19 protein-coding genes and 1 pseudogene are annotated in these 21,151 nt (G+C 64.6%); 11 read left to right on the forward strand and 9 right to left on the reverse strand.

From position 1 onward, the window contains the following. Positions 1-50: 50 nt before the first annotated feature. Positions 51-842 (reverse strand): SDR family oxidoreductase, encoded by a 792-nt coding sequence (locus SPBM01_RS12330; protein ID WP_188062104.1) that lies wholly within the window; start codon positions 840-842, stop codon positions 51-53. Positions 843-1,066: 224 nt separating this feature from the next. On the opposite strand from SPBM01_RS12330, the gene SPBM01_RS12335 reads away from it, so the two are divergent. From SPBM01_RS12335 to SPBM01_RS12355, 5 genes and pseudogenes are all read left to right on the forward strand, one after another. Beyond that, positions 1,067-2,293 carry a CaiB/BaiF CoA transferase family protein gene (locus tag SPBM01_RS12335; RefSeq protein WP_188062105.1) on the forward strand — a complete coding sequence of 409 codons (1,227 nt, stop codon included), beginning with the start codon at positions 1,067-1,069 and terminating at the stop codon, positions 2,291-2,293. Between the two features lie 13 nt (positions 2,294-2,306). Continuing rightward, positions 2,307-2,606 (forward strand): hypothetical protein, encoded by a 300-nt coding sequence (locus tag SPBM01_RS12340; protein ID WP_262504143.1) that lies wholly within the window; start codon positions 2,307-2,309, stop codon positions 2,604-2,606. Positions 2,607-2,616: 10 nt separating this feature from the next. Further along, positions 2,617-4,113, forward strand: a complete 1,497-nt coding sequence (locus SPBM01_RS12345; protein WP_188062106.1) for a class I adenylate-forming enzyme family protein — start codon at positions 2,617-2,619, stop codon at positions 4,111-4,113. A 439-nt stretch (positions 4,114-4,552) separates the two neighbouring features. After that, positions 4,553-5,266 (forward strand): annotated as a pseudogene (locus SPBM01_RS22155) (CoA transferase); the annotation flags it as partial. Beyond that, a complete protein-coding gene (locus tag SPBM01_RS12355; RefSeq protein ID WP_316723916.1) occupies positions 5,257-6,675 on the forward strand; it encodes an amidohydrolase family protein in 1,419 nt (472 codons plus the stop codon). The pseudogene SPBM01_RS22155 and the gene SPBM01_RS12355, both read left to right, overlap by 10 nt. Here the strand turns inward: SPBM01_RS12355 and SPBM01_RS12360 are convergent. Next, positions 6,607-7,602, reverse strand: a complete 996-nt coding sequence (locus SPBM01_RS12360; RefSeq protein WP_262504145.1) for an enoyl-CoA hydratase/isomerase family protein — start codon at positions 7,600-7,602, stop codon at positions 6,607-6,609. The two genes, SPBM01_RS12355 and SPBM01_RS12360, sit on opposite strands and share 69 nt — an antisense overlap. A 325-nt stretch (positions 7,603-7,927) precedes the next feature. Here SPBM01_RS12360 and SPBM01_RS12365 point away from each other — a divergent pair, with 325 nt between their 5' ends. Together SPBM01_RS12365 and SPBM01_RS12370 are read left to right on the forward strand one after the other, a co-directional pair. Then, positions 7,928-8,755, forward strand: a complete 828-nt coding sequence (locus SPBM01_RS12365; protein ID WP_188062108.1) for a helix-turn-helix domain-containing protein — start codon at positions 7,928-7,930, stop codon at positions 8,753-8,755. Continuing rightward, positions 8,748-10,025: an amidohydrolase family protein gene (locus SPBM01_RS12370; protein ID WP_188062109.1), complete on the forward strand. Its 1,278-nt coding sequence runs from the start codon at positions 8,748-8,750 to the stop codon at positions 10,023-10,025. Before SPBM01_RS12365 ends, SPBM01_RS12370 begins: the two co-directional genes overlap by 8 nt. Before the next feature lie 57 nt (positions 10,026-10,082). Here SPBM01_RS12370 and SPBM01_RS12375 read toward each other — a convergent pair whose 3' ends face one another. The 4 genes from SPBM01_RS12375 to SPBM01_RS12390 are packed head-to-tail and all read right to left on the reverse strand — an operon-like array spanning position 10,083 to position 13,647. Next, on the reverse strand, positions 10,083-10,817 hold the full coding sequence (locus SPBM01_RS12375) for a DUF2889 domain-containing protein (RefSeq protein WP_188062110.1): 735 nt from the start codon (positions 10,815-10,817) through the stop codon (positions 10,083-10,085). Positions 10,818-10,822: 5 nt separating this feature from the next. After that, on the reverse strand, positions 10,823-11,992 hold the full coding sequence (locus SPBM01_RS12380) for a thiolase family protein (protein WP_188065696.1): 1,170 nt from the start codon (positions 11,990-11,992) through the stop codon (positions 10,823-10,825). Further along, positions 11,989-12,393, reverse strand: a complete 405-nt coding sequence (locus tag SPBM01_RS12385) for a Zn-ribbon domain-containing OB-fold protein (protein WP_188062111.1) — start codon at positions 12,391-12,393, stop codon at positions 11,989-11,991. Before SPBM01_RS12385 ends, SPBM01_RS12380 begins: the two co-directional genes overlap by 4 nt. Before the next feature lie 3 nt (positions 12,394-12,396). Beyond that, entirely contained in the window at positions 12,397-13,647 is a 1,251-nt protein-coding gene (locus SPBM01_RS12390) for a cytochrome P450 (RefSeq protein ID WP_188062112.1), read from the reverse strand. 217 nt (positions 13,648-13,864) lie between these two features. Between SPBM01_RS12390 and SPBM01_RS12395 the strand changes: the two genes are divergently transcribed. From SPBM01_RS12395 to SPBM01_RS12410, 4 genes are all read left to right on the forward strand, one after another. Further along, on the forward strand, positions 13,865-14,095 hold the full coding sequence (locus SPBM01_RS12395) for a ferredoxin (RefSeq protein ID WP_188062113.1): 231 nt from the start codon (positions 13,865-13,867) through the stop codon (positions 14,093-14,095). Positions 14,096-14,120: 25 nt separating this feature from the next. Next, positions 14,121-14,948 (forward strand): coniferyl-alcohol dehydrogenase, encoded by an 828-nt coding sequence (locus tag SPBM01_RS12400; protein ID WP_188062114.1) that lies wholly within the window; start codon positions 14,121-14,123, stop codon positions 14,946-14,948. Between the two features lie 105 nt (positions 14,949-15,053). After that, entirely contained in the window at positions 15,054-17,264 is a 2,211-nt protein-coding gene (locus tag SPBM01_RS12405) for an acyl-CoA dehydrogenase (protein ID WP_188062115.1), read from the forward strand. 10 nt (positions 17,265-17,274) lie between these two features. Next, positions 17,275-18,075: an enoyl-CoA hydratase/isomerase family protein gene (locus SPBM01_RS12410; RefSeq protein WP_188062116.1), complete on the forward strand. Its 801-nt coding sequence runs from the start codon at positions 17,275-17,277 to the stop codon at positions 18,073-18,075. Here the strand turns inward: SPBM01_RS12410 and SPBM01_RS12415 are convergent. The 3 genes from SPBM01_RS12415 to SPBM01_RS12425 are packed head-to-tail and all read right to left on the reverse strand — an operon-like array spanning position 18,072 to position 21,081. Beyond that, entirely contained in the window at positions 18,072-18,812 is a 741-nt protein-coding gene (locus SPBM01_RS12415; RefSeq protein ID WP_262504147.1) for a TetR/AcrR family transcriptional regulator, read from the reverse strand. The two genes, SPBM01_RS12410 and SPBM01_RS12415, sit on opposite strands and share 4 nt — an antisense overlap. A 16-nt stretch (positions 18,813-18,828) precedes the next feature. Next, positions 18,829-20,295, reverse strand: a complete 1,467-nt coding sequence (locus tag SPBM01_RS12420) for an aldehyde dehydrogenase family protein (protein WP_188062117.1) — start codon at positions 20,293-20,295, stop codon at positions 18,829-18,831. A 27-nt stretch (positions 20,296-20,322) separates the two neighbouring features. Further along, entirely contained in the window at positions 20,323-21,081 is a 759-nt protein-coding gene (locus SPBM01_RS12425; protein ID WP_262504148.1) for an SDR family oxidoreductase, read from the reverse strand. Positions 21,082-21,151: the final 70 nt, after the last annotated feature.

Genomic DNA, 21,151 nt, shown 5'->3' on the forward strand with positions numbered 1-21,151 from the left:
GCGCGCCGGTTGCCCGACGCGCCCTTTGCGACAGCATAGGATGATAGGATTCAGCGCGGCGGAAAGCGGATCGCGCCGTCGATGCGGAACGTCTGGGCATTGATATAGCTGTTGCGCGCCAGTTCCATGGCGAGGCTGGCAAATTCGTCCGGCTGGCCGAGGCGACGGGGGAAAGGCACCGATTTTTCCAGATTTTCATACATGGGCGGGTTCATTTCCTTGAACCGCAGCATCGGCGGAGTAGCGAAAATGCCGGGCATGATCGCATTGACCCGGATGCCCAGGTCCATCAGGTCGCGCGCCATCGGCAGGACCATGCCGTTGACCCCGGCCTTGAGCGATCCATAGGCGATCTGCCCCACCTGCCCGTCCTCTGCCGCTGCGCTGGAGGTCAGGATGATGCTGCCCCGTTCATTGTCCACCAGCGGATCGAGCGAGGCCATGCCGAGCGCGGAAATGGACGCCATACGATAACTGGCGACCAATATCCCTTGCGCGGAAAGGGCGTAATCTTCGGTCGAGAGGCGTTTGAAGCCGCCGCTTTCCTTGTCCTTCGACACGGTCTTGCCGCCCTTCGACACCATGGCGCAATGAACGAGCAGACGTTCCTGCCCTTGCGTTGCGCGGGCCTGGTCGAAACCGGCGATCGCGCTTTCCTCCGAAAGTATGTCCACCTTGCAGAACGTCGCGCCGACCTGCTCCGCGATTTCCTGCCCCTGATCCTGATTGATATCGAAGATCGCGACCTTCGCACCCGCAGCACGCAAGGCCTTTACCGTGGCAAGGCCAAGGCCCGATGCGCCGCCGGTGACGATGGCGGCAAGCGAAGAGTCAATGATCATGGCGGTCCTCCGGTATCTTTCCACCTGCCGCTATCGGCCCGTAAAGCGTGCCGCTCAATCCCCCGCCCACCATATCGCAGCGGCGGTGACAGGCCGCTTTGCATCGTGCCTGCGATAGCCCGCATCCAACAGCCTGTCGGGTCTTGCAGCGGTGGCCCCAGCTTCTACCCTTTGCCCATGACATGCGTCGCGTCGTGCGACGAGCGAGGGGATCGGGACAGACTATGACCCAGGTGATGAAGGGCGTGCGCGTTCTGGAAGTGGCGCAATTCACCTATGTGCCAGCCGCAGGCGCGATACTGGCCGACTGGGGCGCAGACGTCATCAAGATCGAGCATCCGGTGCGCGGCGACACGCAGCGCGGATTTCTGAACATGGGTGGCGTGACGCTGGACCCCCTGCGCCACACATTGTTCGAACATCCCAATCGCGGCAAGCGCAGCGTGGGCATCGACCTGTCGACGGCGGAGGGGCAGGAAGTCCTGTACGAGCTGGCCAAGACGGCGGACGTATTCCTGACCAATTACCTGCCGCAGGTAAGACAGAAGAACAAGTTCGACATCGAGCATATTCGCGCGGCCAACCCCGACATCATCTATGCGCGGGGGAGCGCGCTGGGCGACAAGGGGCCGGAACGGCTGGTCGGCGGGTTCGACGGCACCTGCTTCTGGTCGCGCAGCGGCGTCGCTTATGCCATGACGCCCGAAGGGATGCCCGGCCCGTTGACGCAGGGCATTCCCGCATTCGGCGATTCTATCGGCGGGATGTTCATTGCAGGGGGCATATCGGGCGCGCTGCTGCACCGGGAAAAGACCGGCGAGGCGACCGAACTGGACGTATCGCTGTTAAGCGCGGCCTGGTGGGCGTCGGGCGCGCTGATTTCGCAGGTGATGGAAACCGGGATCGAGACGCGCAACGGGATGCCGACATCGGGCGGATCGCTGCGTAACCCGTTCATGGGCAATTTCCGCACATCCGACGGCGGCACGATTAATCTGTGCATGGTCAGCCCCACCGGCCTGATCGCCGACACCTTCGCGCATATGGGCGTGCCGGAAGCGGCGGACGATCCGCGCTTCAAGGATGTATTGTCGCTGATCGACAATGCGGGCGCGGCAAGCGACATATTGGTCAAGGCGTTCGCCGGGCAGACATTCGATTATTGGCGCACGCACCTCAAGACCATGAAGGGCCAGTGGGCGCCGGTGCAGAGTTTCACCGACCTTTTGACCGACGAGCAGGCGCTGGCCAACGACATGATCATCGAGGTCGAGGGCGCGGATGGCGGCAAGCCGTTGCGGCTGGTGCGCGGGCCGGTGCAGTTCGATGGCAAGCCGCTGGAAACCACACGCGCGCCCCAGGCGTCTGAGCATACCGAGATCGTCCTGATGGAAATGGGCGTCGCGTGGGACAAGATCGAACAATGGAAGGCCTGCGGCGCGATTGCGTAAGGCTTTGAAAGGCATGATGACGATGAAACCGGGAACGAAACTGAAAAGCGCGGTGTGTGACACCGAAGTGATGGTGATCCGTAGCGGCACCGGCGCAATCGAATGTGGCGGCGTGGCGATGGGCGAGGGCAAGCCGGAGGCGGTCGGCACGCCGAACGCAGACTTTACGACCGGCACGCTGATGGGCAAGCGCTATGTCAATGATGCCGGCACGTTCGAATTGCTGTGCGTGAAGCCGGGCAAGGGATCGCTGTCAGTCGATGGCGTGGCGTTGCACGTCAAGGACGCCAAGCCCCTGCCCGCTTCGGATTGAACGACACAAGATGAACATCGCCCTTTTTCTGGAAATGGCCGCCGATGCCGCGCCCGACCGGATCGCTTTAGTGTGCGACGGCACGCGCTGGACCTATGCCGACCTGTTGGCGGGTGCGCGCGGGGCCGCTGCGCTGATCCGGCAAAGCGGCGTTGCGCATGTCGCGTTGCTCGACGAAAGCAGCGAGGCGGCGGCGATGGCGCTGTTCGGTGCGGCGCTGGCTGGTGTGCCTTATGTACCGTTGAATTACCGGCTGGCCGACGCGGATCTGGGCGCGTTGCTGGCGCGGATCAGCCCGGCGCTGATCGTTGGGGATGGCGCGCGGGTGGCGCGGATATGCCCCGATGCGGCCAATATCGTGCTGGCACGCGGCGATTTCGTCGCACAGGCGCAAGTGCTGGCGGTGGATGCGGCGACGGACGCGGATGAGGGCGACGATGTCGCGATCCAGCTATTCACCAGCGGCACGACCGCTGCGCCCAAGGCAGCGATCTTGCGCCACGCCAATCTGGTGTCTTACATCCTTGGCACGGTGGAGTTCGCCGCCGCGCCGGAGGAGGACGCTGCGCTGGTCAGCGTACCGCCATATCATATTGCGGGCATCGCCGCGTTGCTGAGTTCCATCTATGCGATGCGGCGCATATTGATGCTGCCCGCCTTTTCGCCCGAAGCCTGGCTGGCGCTGGCGGCGGAAGAGCGGGCGAGCAATGCGTTCGTCGTGCCGACCATGCTGGCGCGGATCATCGAGACGATGGGTAAAGGTGGAGCGCCAGACCTTTCCGCGTTGCGCGCCATCGCTTATGGTGGCGGCAAGATGCCCACCGAATTGATTCATCAGGCGCTGGACCTGTTTCCCGCCACGGGCTTTACCAATGCCTATGGCCTGACCGAAACCAGTTCGACCATCGCCCTGTTGGGACCGGACGAGCATCGCGCAGCCCATGGGTCGGCCGATGCGCAGGTGCGGGCGCGGCTGGGGTCGGTCGGGCGGCCGCTGCCCACCGTCGAAATCGAAATTCGCGACGAGGATGGCGCTGTGCTGCCGCCGGGCGCGCCGGGCGAAATCTATGTGCGCGGCGAACAGGTGTCGGGCGAATATCGCGAACGCAGCGCGCTGGACGCGGACGGATGGTTCCCGACGCGCGACGCGGGTTATATCGATGCGGAAGGCTATCTGTTCCTGTCGGGCCGGGCCGACGATGTGATCGTACGCGGGGGGGAGAATATTTCACCCGGCGAGATCGAGGATGTGGTGATGAGCCATCCCGCCGTGGCAGAGGCAGCGGCTGTCGCCATCCCGTCGCACGAATGGGGCGAGTCAGTGGGCCTGATCGTCGTGCCGCGCGCCGGGCATGATGCGCCGGACGCGGACGAGTTGAAGCAGATCGTGCGCGCCCGGTTGCGGTCGTCGCGGGTGCCAGAACAAGTGCTGTTTGCCGACGCGCTGCCCTATAATGAAATGGGCAAGCTGTTGCGGCGTGAGATCAAGAAATTGTTTGCGGCCTGACATGACGCCCCCTGCCCTGCCCCTTTCCGGCTGGGCGGATGCGCAATTGCGCGCGATCGGGGCATTGGGCGGCGCGGTGTCCGGCCTGTCCGGCGCGATGCTGATGGGTGAGCGGGTGGCGGGCAAGGGCTGGTGCGTGCCGGGTGCCGTGTCTGCGGGCGGCGGATGTCGGCTCTATCCCACGCGCGACGGGCATGTCGCGCTGACGCTGGCGCGGGATGATGACAGGGCGATGCTGCCTGCCTTGTTTCAGGATAGCGAACTGGACCCCGATGATGCGGCGCAAGTGGCGGCAGCGTTTCGCGCGGGCGATGCGGCGGCGCTGGTGGCGCAGGGGCGGATGCTGGGGCTGGCGATTGCGCGGACAGGGGAGCAGCCGGTGTCGCCCGCGTGCCAGATCAGCGCGCAGGGACTCGCGAAGGATCGGTCCGGGCCGCCGCTGGTCGTGGATCTTTCCGCCCTGTGGGCCGGGCCATTGGCCGCGCATCTTGTCAGGCTGGCCGGGGCGCGGGTAGTCAAGGTGGAGAGCCGCAACCGGCCCGACCGGATGCGCGACGGCGATCCGGCGCTGTTCGCGCGGATCAACGGCGGCAAGGATAATGTGACGATCGACCTGCGCGAAGCGGCGGATCGGGCCGCGTTGCTGGCGCTGATCGCGCAGGCCGATGTGGTGGTGGAGGCGTCGCGGCCACGGGCTTTGCGGCAATGGGGGATCGACGGCGATGCGCTGGTGCGGGCTGTGCCGGGGCTGGTTTGGGTGACTATCACGGGCCATGGCGTTGTGGGGGATGCGGGCGACTGGATCGGCTTTGGCGACGATTGCAGCGTGGCGGGCGGATTGACCGATGCGCTGGTCGCAGCGGGCGGGCCGGTCGGTTTCGGCGGGGATGCCTGCGCCGATCCGCTGACGGGTATATATGCCGCGCATCTGGCGCTGGCGCAGTTGCGCAACGGGCGGGGCGCGCGGATGATCCTGTCGATGAGCGGGGTGATCGCCAAGGCGCTGGACAGCGAGCGGCGGCGGGACGACAAGGCGCTGATGAAGCAGATGCAGCCATGGTCGGCGGCGCAGGGACGCCCTTTCCCGGCGGTGGCAGCACGAGCTGGCGGCGTGGTCGCGGCGATGGGAAGAGATACAGCGAGATGGACATAGGGTTGCTGTTTCGCAACGCGCAGGTGGATGGCGCGCGGGTGGACGTGCGGGTCGAGCGCGGACGGATCGGCGCGATCGGGCAACTGGCGGCAAGGCCGGGTGAAAGGGTGATCGAAGCGGACGGCGGCGCTTTGCTGCCGGGGTTGCACGACCATCATATTCATGGCGCGGCGCTGGCCGTCGCACGATCATCCGTGGCGTGCGGGCCGCCCGATGTGGTGGATGCCGATGGACTGGCGGTGGCGCTGGGTCAGCCGGGGACGGGCTGGTTGCGCGGGGTCGGTTATCATGAGAGCGTGGCCGGGATGCTGGACGTAGCGATGCTGGATCGCTGGGCGCACGATCGGCCGGTGCGGGTGCAGCATCGGTCGGGGCGGATGTGGTTCCTCAACAGCTTGGCGATGGACCTGCTGCTGCGCAATACTGCGCCGCCGCCGGGGCTGGACCGGGCGACCGGGCAGTTGTTCGATGCGGACCTGTGGTTGCGCCAGACGCTGGGCAGCGTGCCGCCGGACCTGTCGGACATAGGCCGGGATCTGGCGCGCATGGGCGTGACGGGGATGACCGACATGTCGCCTGCAAATGATGGCGTGATGGCCGGGCATTTTGCGGCGCAGAGGGACGGCGGGCGATTGCCGCAGCGGGTGGTGATGGCCGGCACGATCGGCCTGTCCGATGCGCCTGTCCCCGGCGTGACGGTCGGGCCGGTGAAGCTGCACCTGCATGAAAATGCGCTGCCCGATTTCGATGCCTGTGTCGCTTTCGTTGTCCATGGCCATGGATTGGGACGGGCAACAGCAGTGCATTGCACAACGCAGACCGAGTTGGTCTTTGCCTTGGCCGTGTTGCGGGAAGCCGGGGCGGTGGCGGGCGACCGGATCGAACATGCCGGGGTCGCGCCAGACATTCTGGTGGAGCAGATCGCCGAGATGGGCCTGCATGTCGTCAGCCAGCCGCATTTCATTGCCGAACGGGGCGACCGATATCTGGCCGATGTCGAGCCGCAGGACCGACCATTTCTCTACCGGCTGGGCGGCTTTGCGCGGGCGGGCGTGGTGCTGGCGGCGGGGAGCGACGCGCCCTATGGCAGCGCCGATCCCTGGGCAGCGATGCGCGCGGCGGTGGCGCGGCGGACGGCGGCGGGGGTGACGATCGGCGCGGATGAGGCATTGTCGCCCGAAGCGGCGCGCGACCTGTTTCTGGCCGATCCGATGGATTTGACGCAGTTGCGACGGGTAACGGTGGGCGTGCCTGCCGACCTGTGCCTGCTGTCCTGTAGCTGGGCGCAGGCACGCGAGCGGCTGGACGCGGACGATGTGCGGATGACGATAGTGGGTGGGTCAGTCGTCCATGATCGCGTCGACCAGCCCCCAGTTCAGCGCAGTCCGGGCGCTGATCCGGCGGCCTGAAATAATCATCAGCGCGGCGCGTTGCCGCCCGATCCGGCGCGACAACGATACGCAGCCGCCCGCACCGGGGATGATGCCCATGGCCAGTTCGGGTAGCTGGAACCAGGCATCGGGCGCAGCGGTCAGGCGCGCGGCGAAGGCCGCCATTTCCAGCCCCGATCCGACGCAGCCGCCCTGCACATGCACGTCCAGCCGATCGGCGCAGCGCGCGATTTCATGGGCGGGCAGCGTGATCATGCGGATGGCATGGGCGGTCGCGGGATCGCGCGTGGTGCCAAATTCCGTGAGGTCTGCGCCGACGCAAAAACTGCGTCCGGCGCCGCGCAGGGTGATGCGGGTGATGTCGCGGTCCATGGCGGCGATGGCGAAGGCTTCGTGCAGGGCGTCGCGCATGTGCCGGTCGATGGCATTATGGGCGTGGGCGCGGTCCAGCCGGATGTGGAGCGTGTCGCCTTCGCGCTCCAGCGCGACATTGCCGGGTGCTGTGATGGGCGCGGGTTGGCGGGTGGCGAGCCAGGCGGCATGGCCCGCGCTGCCCTGAAGCAGGCCATAGGCCATGGATTCCGCGACCAGCGCCGGGGCCATTGCCATCCCTGCGATCAGGCGCAGCAATTGCACCAATATGGCGGCGGCATGGGGCTGCGCCGCGATGGCCGCCTCGATCGAAGGGAGTTGCGCCGGGCTGTCGAGCAACAGGTCGACATGGGGCGCGAGCGGATGGTGCGGGTTGCCGATGCCGATCAGGGGTATGGGCGGCAGGTCGGGGATCATGTCGGCCTCCCCTGCCTCGCCCAGATCGACGATGGCGCAGCAGGCCGCATCATCCTGCCACGGGAGAGTCAGCGCCTTTGGCGCGATGCGGGCGGCGTGGCCAGTCATGGCGGGAGGATAGAGGGGCGCGGCGATCGGCGAAACTGCCCGTGCCATTCATCGCCATGGCGGTGCGAGTCGACCATGCGGTCCCCCCCCCGCACCCGACCCCGGCATGGCGCGATTCGGGCGGGATGCCCGACATGATGATGCCTTTTTGCGCCGCATGACATGCCCCGGTCGCGTCGCTGATCTAGCGACGGAGGATGCGATCATCCTATTGGTTTTAGGTCATTATCATCCTTTCACAAGGGGCAGGGACGGCCACTCTATGCGGATGCTCCCGGCTCATTGCAGCGCAATAAACGAGACTATCTCATTTTTTATTGACAGCCTTCCCGCGTTAGTGAACAACTATGTTCATAAACAAGAGGAGAGGACCATGGCTCAAGTCGAGTCCAACAAGGCAAAGATCGCCAAGCGCGTCATCGAAGTGCTTGAGTTCTTCGATGAGGATCATCCCCAGGCGACCGTGATGGACATCGTCCGCCGGTTCGACCGTCCCCAGTCCAGCACGTCGGAATTGCTGTCGAGCCTGGTGGATCTGGGCCTGCTCCACAAAGACCCCTGTTCGCGTTCCTATTCGCCAACGCCGCGCGCCGCGATGCTGGGTGCCGCCGTGCAGCCCAAGCTGGTGCGTGACGGCGCGCTGACCGGCCTGATCGACCGTTTGTCGGCGCAGACGGGCCTGGGCGTCGCCGTGTTCGGCATGGTCGGCCTGAAGGTGCAAGTGTTCAACTGGCGCGCGGGCAAGCGCACGTTCCGCACCGCCGGGGCCGCTGGTTTCTGTGGCGGGCAGCAGGACCATCTGTCCGATTCCGCCGCGGGCTGGCTGATGCTGTCCACCATATCCAACCCGCGCCGCGACGGTATGATCCGTCGTCTGAACGCCGAAGCGACGATCGACCGCAAATTCGTGGCCGCCGATATGGCAGGCCATATCCAGTCGTGCCGGGAACAGGGCTTTGCCACCGGACGGGCCGGTTTCGGTTCCATCGCCGACGTGACCGCCGTGTTGTTGCCCAACATGCCAGACGGCCAGCCGCTGGCGATCGGCTTCGTCTATGAACCGTCCGACCAGATCGACACGGACGGCCTGTTGCGCACGTTGAACGATGCTGTGCGCCGCTGTGTCGAGGAACCGGCACCTGCGCCGGTTTCGCCGCTGTTCGAAGCGGCCCGCCAGCCGCTGGAGGTCAAGCATGGTTGATACCAAGGACAAGGTCGAAAGCGAACTGGCCGCGTCGGCGCGCAAATATTGGTCGGCCGAGGGCTATACCGAAGGCGGGATGATCCGCGAGGTCGACTATGCGTCGCAATCGACCGGGCTTGATCCGTCGTTGGCGGGGATCAAGATCGTCGATACCGACACCCATATTACCGAAGCGCCCGACCTGTTCACATCGCGCGCGCCAGCGAAATATAAGGCGAAGGTGCCTTATGTGAAGCTGGACAATGATGGCGTCGAACGCTGGTATGTCGGCGACCGCAATTTCGGGTCGATGGGCGGCAATGTGATCCGTGCCGACAATAACAAGCTGCTGGGACGGCTGGCCTTCCCCAAGCTGGCGCAGGCGCATCCGGGTGGCCACCTGATCAAGGAACGGGTGCAGGCGATGGACGATATGGGCGTGTACGCCCAGATCGGGTTCCAGAATTCGGGCGTGACGCAGGCGGGATCGCTGATGTCGCTGGGCGACCCTGATCTGGCGCTGGCCATCATCCAGATGTATAATGATGCCTCCGCCGAATATCAGCAGGTGTCGGGCAACCGCATCTTCAACATGGGGCATCTGCCCTTCTGGGACCAGAAGGCGCTGGAGACGGAAGCGCGGCGCTGCTTCGACATGGGCCTGAAAGGCTTCGTGCTGCCCGACACGCCGGAGCGTGTGGGCGTACCCAGTTTCATGCATGATTATTGGACGCCGTTCCTTGAGATGTGTGAGGAGACGGGTATGCCGCTCAACTTCCACCTCAACAGCGCGGTCGACCCCAATACGCTGACCTGGGAAGGCTTTGGCTTTGAACAGACGCTGTCGGTGGTGGCGACGATGTTTTCGATCGGCAATGCCGCGACGCTGGGCAACTGGATGGTGTCGGGACGGCTGGACCGCCACCCGAAGCTGAAGATCGGGCTGATTGAAAGCGGCATGGGCTGGCTGCCCTTCGCGATCGAGGCGCTGGAACATCAGTTCAACGAAATGCTGCCGAGCAAGAAGGGGCTGCTCAACAAGCGTCCGTGGGAATATTTCCGCGACCATTTCTGGGTGACCTTCTGGTTCGAAAAGGTCGGTCCCAAGCTGTTGCTGGAAACGATCGGCGTGGACAAGGTGATGTTCGAAACCGACTTCCCGCATCCTACATCGCTCTATCCCGGCGTGCAGGCGCATGTCGTCGATGTGCTGGGCGGCTATGACTTTGGCGTGAAGAAGAAGGTTTTGCAGGACAACGCGACGAAACTCTACAACCTCCCCTTCTGACCGGGGAAGGTACAGGGGCGCTTTCTTCCTCTCTCGGAAAGCGCCCCTTTTTCGTGCCTATCGCGGGAGAAAGACCGCCCCGTCGAAATGATCGAGCGGGGTCAGCGGCGTGGCGGTGAAGTCGATCACCTTGCCCACCCGGATCGCCTTTGCCGCATTGTCCGGCTGAAACGTGAAGCAGTTTGGCGGCACGCGACTGGCAGTGGATTGGCGCTCCATCGGGATCAGGCGGCCATTGGCCAGAATCGCGCCCCATTGCAGCAATCTGGCGGCTTCGCGGTGCGGGGCGTCGAGGCTGTCGATCCAGTCGCGCAATTTCAGGATCGACAGGCCCGCAATTTCGGCGGGCGCTTCCATCAGATGGTTGCGGTGCGCGACCTGGAGCAACGCCACGCCGTCGCGGCGAATTTCGGCGGTGGCCAAGCCGTCGACAGGGTCGCAGGTGACGATCTCATAGAGGATCGGGGCCGTTTCGCCTGCATGGGCAGCGGCCAGCACGGTCAGGTCGTGCAGATGGGTGCAGTTCGCTTTCTTTTCGCCGCGCGCCGGCACATCGGCCAGTGCGACGCCAGTGAAAGTCGCCGCCAGCACCGCAGGCGCGCCGGGGCAGGTCGTCCAGGGGACACGCTCCATCACGGAATCGATGCCGGTAACGCGCACCCCGTCATGGCGCAGGATGACGGCCATGCAATGATAGTCATCCTCCAGCGCCGCGATCACCTGACCCGGCGAGGGCGTGACGCGCAAGTGCCGCCGGAAGCCGGGCAGCGCGTCGAGCGTAGCGCTCTCCATGACCGTCAATCCTTCGCCAGCAGGAGCGCCGCCGCCATCGGACCGCCGCCCGACGTCGCAATGGCGACGCGGGGATCGCCGCCGATCTGGCGCGCGCCGCCATCCCCGCGCAACTGGACGACCGCTTCATAGGCAAAGCCAAAGCCATGGAGGCGACCCCAGCCAAGCTGGCCGCCGCCGGTGTTCATCGGCAATGCGCCATCACGCGCGATGCGGGTGCCGCCTTCAAGGAACTGGCCGCCTTCCCCCACTTCGCAGAAGCCCAGTCCTTCGAGCCAGGTGATCGGCTGGAAGGCGAAACCGTCGTAAAGCTGGACGGTGTCAACGTCCTTCACGCTGTAATCGGTGTTGCGCCACAGGTCGCGGCCTGTGGGATAGGCACCGGCCCATTCCGCCTGATCCCAGCTATAGCGTTCGACCGAACCGGCGCTGGCGGCGATACGGATGGGGGTAGCCGTCACTTCGTCCAGCGCGTCGCCCGCCGACACGATCACTACGGTCGACGCATCGGTAAAACGGTCGCAATCATAGAGGCAGAAGGGGGAGCTGATCATCCGCGCGGACATATAATCGTCCATCGTCAGCGGTTTCTTGACCAGCGCACGCGGGTTGATCGCGGCATTGGCATGATCGTTGAGCGCGACCTGCGCCAGTTGCTCGCGGGTCAGGCCATAGCGTTTCATGTGGCGCATCGCAAATTGCGCGGTCCAGTTGGCGGCGGAGAAGGCGCCGAAGGGGGACACCCATTGGGAATTGCCCGACACGTCCTTGCGCCGTTCCATCGGCGGAAATTCATCCGGGCGGGCAAGGGCGGCGGCTTCATAGACGGTGCGGAAGCAGAGGACGTGGCGGGCGAGGCCTGCCTTGACCGCATGGGCCGCCTCAACGATCGCGCCCAACTGCGCGGTCGATTCCGCTGCGCCGATATGCCAGCGGGTTTTCAGCCCCAGCACTTCGATCAGATCGTCCGAACTGACCGGGGAAAAGCCAAGGAAGCTGGGCATCTTGCCGGGATAGGTGGCGACGCCGTCAATCTGGTCGAGCGTCAGTCCGGCGTCGGCAATGGCTTCGCGCACGGCGTCCACGGTCAGCAGCAGCGGCGAGCGAGTCAGGCGCACGCCCACGTCCGACATGCCGATGCCGCTGATATAGGCTTCGTTCTGCGCCATGGTCAGGCGACCTTTCCGAACAGGGGGAACCAGATGCCGTCCTGTTCCTCGAACAGCACATGCACCCGGTCGTCGATGTCCACGGCATCGACCGGGCAGCCGACGATATTGGTGGTCAGATATACGCCCGGCGCATCGTCCAGCTTTACGCGCGCGATGACGAACGGCACCTCCATATCCTTGGCCCATGCCTGATGATTGACGGTGTAGGTGTCGACTATGCCGGTGCCAGCGACCGCGTGGGGGGCGACATTTTCCGACTGGCAGTGGCGGCAGATTTCACGCGGCGGATGGGTATATTGGCCGCAATCGCCGCAGCGGGTGATGTGCAGCTTCCCGTCCGCGCCCCCGGTCCAAAAGGCGCTGTTTTCCCGGTCGAGGCGCGGGCGCGAACGTTGCCAGGCCATGGATCAGACGTCCCAGACCAGATGCAGGCTTTCGATGCCGATCACATGGCCGCCATGGAAGACTGGCGCATGATCGGGATCGAGCCGGAATTCGGGCATCCGCGCGAGCATTTCCTCATAAAGAACCTGTAATTCTACGCGGGCGAGGTGGGAGCCGAGGCAACGATGCGGGCCGACGCCGAACGCGATATGGACGTTGTTTTCGCGGTCGAGGTCATAGACGTCGGGCTGGGGAAATTCCCGCGCATCCAGATCGGCGGCGGGCAAGAAGAGTTTGAGCCAGTCGCCCGGCATCAGCGTCGCCCCGGCCAGCACCCCTTGCTTCTTCACGATGCGCATCGGCACGGTGAAGGTGTAGCGGCGCAGCATTTCTTCGGCGGCTTCGGCGATCAGTTTGGGATTTTCGCGCAATTTGCGTTGCAGCGGCAGGTCGGTGGCAAGACCGCGCATGGCCAGCCCCATGCCGTTCATCACCGTGTCCAGCCCGGCGATGAACAGCAGCACGCCGTAATTTTCCATGTCGGCGAGCGTCGTTTTCTGGCCGTCGATTTCCAGCTTCCACAGCATGGAGAGGATGTCGTCGCGCGGGTTGTCGCGCCGGTCCAGCACGGTGTCGCGCATGGCGGCAGCGATCTTTTGCAGGCGGCGCATGGAGCCTTCGCGGTCGCTGTCGATCGCCTCCATATGCTCCTTCACGATGGCGCGATATTCGGGCAGCCGGTCGAGCGGCAGGCCCAGCATCTTGAGAAACACCTGCACCGGCAGCGGTTCGGCCACGGCGGTCATATATTCGCAGCGGCCCGCCGGCTTCATTTCCTCGATCAGGGCGGCGGCCAGTTCGCGGATGCTGTCGCGCAGCGCCGCAATCGTCTTGGGCGAGAAGACCTTCTGCAAAGGCTGGCGATATTTGGTGTGTTCGGGCGGGTCGAGCGTGATCGGAATCGGCTGGGGAATGTGCGGCGCACCGGGCGGCAGCGACGCGAGCAGCGCCTTCATCTTGTCCTGCGGCACGAATTCGCTGGAATAGGTTTCCGTGTCGCGCGACGCTTCATGATTGGCCGCATGGGTCAGCGCGACCCAGCCGCCCCCGTTGCGCGGGGTCCAGAATACCGGCGGCGCGTTTTTGAGCAGGTCGAGGATACGGGCATGCGGATCGGTCAGCAGGCCCGGATCGGCATGAATGTCGAAGTCATAGACCAGTGCGTCCGGCACATGGGCAGGCTGTGGCGCGGCGGGGCTGAGTGTGTGGGCCATGATGATCTCCGGCACTTGGGATTGCTGTTTGTGCCGGTGTCGCGCGGGCCGCCGACAAAGGCAAATGGAGCGCGCGCCGCCACCCAAGATACCGCACCGACGATTGCCAGGCGCTGCACCGGCCCATCCGTATCGTGGCGGCGATTGAGCGGGTGAGCCGGTTGATCGGCGTCCATATCTCCTTTCTAAGGTGGGCCAAGCATCGCTGGAGAGCGCCATGAAGATCCGCATCGAAAAGGCCGGTTGCGTGGGCAATGCCCGCTGCGCCGCCGTGTCCGAAACCCTGTATCCGCTGGACGACGACGGCTATATCGACACCAGCGGGTTCGACGTACCCGTCGGCGAGGAGCGGGCCGCGAAGAACGGTGCGCGCGCCTGCCCCGAACGGATCATCATCGTCGAGGATGACGATGGCACCATCATCTGGCCCCCGGCGGCCAAGGGCTGAACACCCCCAATAATCGGAGACGAAAATGAGCGACCTGTTGGGTTACAAGGGCAAGCGCGTCATCGTGAGCGGCTGTTTTTCGGGCATGGGCGAGGCGACGGCGAAGCTGCTGCTGGATCTGGGCGCGGAGGTGCATGGGCTGGATTACAAGGACAGCGCATTGCCGCTGGCCTCGTTCCACAATGTTGACCTGCGCGATCCGGCGTCGATCGACGCGGCGGTGGCGGGCATCGGCGGCAAGGTGGACGCGCTGTTCAACTGCGCGGGCCTGCCGCAATCCTTTCCGGCGATGGACGTGATGAAGGTCAACTTCATCGGCCTGCGCCATCTGACGCAGCAGGTGTTGCCGCTGATGGGACCGGGCGGGGCTATCGCCAGCATCGCGTCCACCGGTGGGCTGGGCTGGAGCCGGCGGATCCCGACCAATATGGAATTCGTGACGACAGACGGCTTCGACGCGGCGGTCGCCTGGTGCGATGCCAATGCCGACACGGTCAAGGAAGGCTACAGCTTCTCCAAGGAGAATGTGATCGTGTGGACCCAATATATGGGCGCGCACCTGATCAAGCAGGGCATCCGCATCAATTGCACCCTGCCATCGCCGACGCAAACGCCGATGATGGCCGCGTTCGAGGCGACGTCGGGCAAGGATGTGGTCGCTGCGGCCGCCGAACCGATGGGCCGCTATTCGACGCCGGAAGAACAGGCGGCGGGGCTGGTCCTGATAAACAGCGATCTGGCCAGCATCGTCAACGGCGTGGTCTTCCCAGTCGATGGCGGGTTCATGGGCGGAGTCGCCACGGGCCAAGTGGACCTGAGCGTCATGATGCGCCGGTCCGCACCTGCACAATAGGGGAATGACAGCGGGGTATCCCGCCGTCGCAAGGGCTACACCCCTCCACCACTTCATGGTCCCCCTCCCCTTGAAGGAGAGGATTGAGAATAAAGGCACACTGCCATGAATTTCGACCTGACCGATGACCAGCAGATGATGCGCGATATGTTCGTGCGCTTTCTGGACGAAAACAGCAGCATGGCGCGGGTGCGTGCGGCGGCTCCTTCCGGGTTCGACGCGGCGTTGTGGTCGGGGCTGGCGGAATTGGGTGCCTTGTCGATCCGCGTGCCGGAGGATGCGGGCGGGTTGGGCCTTGGCCTGTTCGATGCGGCGATCCTGATGGAGGAAGCGGGGCGGACTCTGGTGTCCGGGCCGCTGGCCGAAACGCTGGTGGCGGCGCGTATGCTGGCTTTGCTGGGCGGGGACGCGGCGGCAGAGTTGCTGGGGCAGGTGATGGCGGGCGATACCGTCGCCAGCATCGCTTTCCACGATCTGGCCGATCAGCCGGTGCAGTGGATCGGCGGCGGTCAGGTAGCGCGGGCAGTCGTGGCCCGGCGCGGGGATGATGTCGTGCTGATAACGGTGCCGGAAGGCGCGGTTGAGGCGGAGGAGAATCTGGCCGCTACGCCAATGGCGGAAATCGACCTGGGTGGCTTGCCGTCGGTGGTGCTGGCGTCGGGCGCGGCGGCGCTTGCGATCTTTGCCGCCGGGGTCGAGGAATGGAAGCTGCTGGTTGCCGCCGGGCTGGCGGGGATAGGGCGTGAGGCGTTGAAACTGGCGGCGGCCTATGCGTGCGAGCGCAAGCAGTTCGACCAGTTTATCGGCCAGTTTCAGGGCATTTCCCATCCGCTGGCCGACCTGCTGTGCGATGTCGATGGCGGCAAGTTCCTGGTGTGGAAGGCGATCCGCGACATTGCCGACGGCGCGCCCGAAGCGGGCGCGGCGATCAGCATCGCGGCATGGTGGAACAGCGATGCAGCGGCGCGCACAGTGGCGCAGGCCTTGCACACCTTCGGCGGCTATGGGCTGACGACCGAATATGATATTTTCCTGTTCAACCTGCGCGCCAAGGCATGGCCGCTGCTGCTGGGTGATCCGCAGCGGTTGATCGTGGAGGCCGGGCGGCGGATCTATGGCGGAGAGCAGGCGGCGCTGCCCGATGCGGGCGATATGCCGATCGATTTCGATCTGGGACCGGACGCGCAGACCATCACGGCGGAGATCGACGCTTTTTTTGCGGCCAATGTGACGCCGGACATGCGTGAGACGTTCCACTATAGTTGGGAAGGCTATAACCCGGAACTGAACCGCAAGCTGGCGGCGCAGAATCTGCTCTATCTGGGCCTGCCCAGGGATGTCGGCGGGCGTGGCCTGTCCGCCTATGAAAAGACCGCCGCGATGGATGCGTTCGAGGCGCAGGGTTATAATAATCCGGCGGCGGGCGTGACGCAGATGGTCGCGCTGATCGTCCATCGCTTTGGGTCCGAGGAATTGAAGGCCGCCATCCTGCCGGAAATCATGCGCGGCGAAGTCATTTGCTCGCTGGGCTATTCGGAGCCGGGCGCGGGGTCCGACGTGTTTGCCGCGCAATGCCGCGCGACGCAGGAGCCGGACGGAAGCTGGCGGATCGACGGGACCAAGATGTTCACCAGCGGGGCGAACCTGTCCACCTATGTGCTGATGCTGTGCCGGACCAACCCGGATGTGGCCAAGCATAAGGGGCTGACCATGTTCATCGTGCCTTTGAAGGCCGATGGCGTGACGATCCAGCCGGTCTATACGTTTCAGGACGAGCGGACCAACATCACCTTCTATGACGGCGTGAAGATACCCGATAGCTGGCGGCTGGGCGACATTGATGGCGGCGTGCGGACGATGAGCGCCAGCCTGGAACTGGAACATGGCGGCGGCTTTGCCAAATATCAGCGCGCGATGCTGCACGCGGCGGAAACTCTGTGCCGGGAGATACGGCGCGACGGCCAGCCGCTGATCGCGGACGCCGATGCGCGGGCGCGGCTGGCGCGGACGGCCGCGCATCTGTGGATGTCGGAGCTGATCACCTATCGTGCGCAATGGGCGGCGACGGAAAAGAAGCCGAACCTGGCCTATGGACCGATGGCCAAGATGTTCAGTTCGGAGAAGTTCCAGAGCGATGCGCGCGACCTGATCGACCTGACGGCACCTTTGTCCCTGTCCAAGCGCAAGGGCGCGGCGGCGGAAATCAACATGTTCTACCGCCATGCGCAGGGCGCGACTATTTATGGCGGGACAAGCGAGGTCCACCGTTCCATGATCGCCGAGCGCGCGCTGGGCCTGCCGCGCACCCGCGCCTGAAGGATAGGATATGAGCGACGCCCCGCATCTGTTGAGCGAAGACCGGGACGGCGTCCTGATCGTGACGCTGAACCGGCCCGATAAGCTGAACGCCCTGTCGGCGCAGACGATGGCATTGTTCGAGGATGCGCTGTTGCGGTTCCGCGATACGCCGGACCTCAAAGTGATGCTGATCCGCGCGACCGGGCGCTATTTCTGTTCGGGTGCGGACCTGAAGGGCGGGAACAACCCGGACTATCCGCGCACGCCGTCGGGTATCCGCGAAAATCACCGGCTGAACCTGAATGGCATGCAGCGCATCTATGACGAGATGGAGCATGTCGAAAAGCCGATCGTCAGCGCCATTCATGCGACCTGCGTGGGCGGTGGGCTGGAAATGGCGCTGTCGTGCGATTTCCGGCTGGCGGCGAAAAGCGCGGCCTTCTCTTTTCCCGAAGGCCTGTTCGGCGTGCTGCCTGCGTCCAACGGCGTCAGCCGCCTGACGCGCATCTGCGGGCCGCACTGGGCACGATGGCTCATCATGGGGAACCAGCGGGCCGACGCGGATCGCGCGCTCATCATGGGTCTGGTGCATGACGTGTTCCCTGACGAGGGATTCGACGAAGCGGCGCTGGATTTCTGTCGCCATCTGACGAAACAGAATGGCGAACAGATGGGCGCGGCCAAGATCGCGATCGAACTGGCCGCCGAAGTCGGGCCGTCGATGGGGCGTCATGTCGAACGGATGGCCAACAGCGCGCTGATGCTGAACCCGGCCTATCTGGAGAATATGGAACGCTATCTGAAGGGCGTGGGCGGCAAGAAGGATTAACCCGCCGCCAACGTCCGGTAATCGCGGATACCCAGTTCCAGCAGCCGCGCTTCGGCGCGCAGCAAATGCGCGCGGCCGAGCGGATTGGGCGCGTGCAGCGTATTTTGCAGCGTCACGTCGGTCGTCACCGTGACGATACGTTCGAGGCCGGTCATCAGCGCGGTCGCCATGCTGAACACCGGCGATTGCGGCGCTGTCAGATCGCCATCCATCTGTTCGACCATCAGGCGCATCACCGGTTGCGCCGCGCGAACACGGTGCATCATCATCCGTTCATTCTGCGCATCGGCCATGCGGTTGCGCAGATGGAGCAGGCGCGAATGTTTGACCCAGAATTCCCGATATGCCGTAACGAAGGCCAGCGACCGATCGCCCAGTTCGTCGTCGGTCCAGCGCGCGCGCAGCAGGCCGATATAGTCTTCTTCCGCCGTGGCCATCACCGGGTCCAGCACGGCGAGCAGCAATTCGGTGAGGTCGTTGAAATAATTGTAGAGCGATGTCATGCCGATCGACATCTGCCGCGCGACCGCGCTCAGCGAGATTTCGACGTCTGGGGGACCGGCCAGCAATTCGCTGGTCGCGGCCAGGATGCGATCGCGCGTATCGCGCCCCTTGCGCCCCAGCCGCTGGCCATTCAGATTATGGCTGAGCGCCTTTGGCGTAGCGGCAGCACGCGCACGGGGGGCCCTGGTGACCCCCTGCCCTGCCGTCGCGTCCGCCTTTACGCTCAAGATCATATCCCTAGCCTGCCTGTCAGGCGCGCCATGCGATCAGTTTGGTTTCGAGAAATTCCTCGATTCCCTCCAGACCCCATTCGCGACCGATGCCACTGGCCTTGTAGCCGCCAAAAGGCAAGTCTCCCGCGATGCACATACCGCCATTAACGCTGACCGATCCGGTTCGGATCCGCCTGGCCACCGCTATCGCGCGATCCAGATCGGCGGAAAAGACCCCGCCGCACAGGCCATAGGCGCTTTCGTTGGCGATACGGACGGCGTCATCATCATCCTCGAACGGGATGACGACCAGCACGGGGCCGAAAATCTCTTCCTGGGCGATGCGCATGTCGTTGGTGACGTCGGCGAAACAGGTCGGTTCTATGAAATAGCCTGTCCCCTTGTCCGGCCGCGCCTTGCCCCCGGCCAGCAGCGTCGCGCCTTCGCCCACGCCGATGTCGACATAGGACAGGACTCGCTCCATCTGCCGCTTCGAAATCACCGGACCCATGATGTGCGCGGGGTTTTCATAATCACCCCAATTGTCGCCGAAGCTGGCATAGGCATGTTTGAGGACCGCCTTGGCCTCCTCATAGCGGCTGCGCGGAACCAGCAGGCGCGAATGGACGGCGCAGCCCTGCCCCGCATGGAACACCAGCATCGACTGGGCGACATCCATCGCGAAGTTGGCGCTGTCCTCCAGCACGATCTTGGCCGACTTGCCGCCCAGTTCGAGGAAGACGCGCTTCAATGTCGCGGCCCCCTGTTCCATGATGCGCTTGCCCACCCCGGTCGAGCCGGTGAAGGAAATGAGATCGACACGGGGATCAGTGACCAGCATTTCGCCGGCCAGCGCAGGATCACTGCCGAAAATGACGTTGAGGACACCGGCGGGGAAGCCGGCCTGCTGCGCCAGTTCGCCGAAGATCGCGCCCATGCCCGGCGTGTTGGGTGCGGGTTTCAGGATGACGGTGCAGCCTGCCAGCAGCGCGGCGACCACCTTGCCGACATTGACGTAAAGCGGCACATTCCAGGGTGTAATCGCGCCAACGACGCCGACGGGCTCATAGACCGCCTGCCGCAGCGTTTCAAAGCCGTAGCCGGTGCGACCGCCATAATCCTTGTCCCACTTCAACTGCGGGAACAGGCGCAGATAATCATCCCAGCCATCGAGCGCCATGTCGACATGCGCACGACCGACCGCGCCGATCGCCGCGCCAGCTTCGTTGCGGGCAAGGTCGGACAGGCGTTCGCGATTATCCTCGAACAGGGCGCGCAGCTTCGTGACCAGTGCGACGCGCTTTTCGACATTGGTGGACCAGTCGGTAGTGTCGAATGCGCGGCGGGCAGAGGCGATGGCTTCGTCCACATCGGCGGCGGAGGCATCCGCCGCCTTGCCAACCGGCTCGCCCGTCCAGGGGCTGATGACATCGAACGTCGCGCCGCCCTGCGCATCGCGCAGCACGCCGTCGATCATGAGTTTGGCGTCGGGAAGAATGGCCATGGCGTATCCTGTCGAAAAAGGGGGAGATCAGCGCTTGCGCGCGGTCAGGGCGACCGTGCCCATATGGAGGTCGGCGGGCATGTCGAGAATGGCGCGGAAGGCGTCCGTCACGCTGTTATAATGGCTGATGCCACGCTCGCGCAGGTTGATGCCGACCTTGGCATTTTCCTGAGCGAACCGGATGGAAACGTCCATCGGCCAACTGCTGCCGGTCTTGGTCTCGTCCATCATCATGCCCGCCTGCACCGTGGTGACGCGGATGCCATCGGCATCCAGTTCGCGCGCCCACATGTCGGACATCAGTTCCAGCGCGGACTTGCCGCCCGCATACATCCACAGCATCGGCATCTTGATGGCGACGGATTCGCTGCTGACGTTGATGATATGGCCGCCGCCGCGCAGCAGAGACAAGGCTTCGCGCGCGCAGTAGATCGGCCCGGCGACGTTGGTGGCCAGCGCGGTCTGGATCTGGTCGTCGCGCCCTTCGGCCAGAGTGAAGGGTTCATAGACGGCGGCATTATTGATGAGAACGTCGATTTTGGGATGCTGGGCTGCGATCTGCGCAAAGGCGGCGCGGACGGAATCGGGGTTGCCGACGTCGCAACCGATCGCCAGATGCGGCGCGCCAAGCTCCGTCGCGACGGCTTCCACCTTCGACGCGGTGCGGCCCAGCAGAATAACGGTTTCACCATCGCGGGCAAAGCGCCGGGCCAGCGCACGGCCAAGGCCGTCGCCTGCGCCGGTAATCACGATTATCTTGCCCATGTCCTGCTCCGTTTCTTTCATTGTCGGATCATTCCTTCCCGCACCCGCGCGCGCGCGGCAAGAGGGCGGGCCATCGCGCGCGCGATAGCTG

It is taken from the genome of Sphingobium sp. KCTC 72723 (assembly GCF_014280435.1).
Classification (GTDB): domain Bacteria; phylum Pseudomonadota; class Alphaproteobacteria; order Sphingomonadales; family Sphingomonadaceae; genus Sphingobium.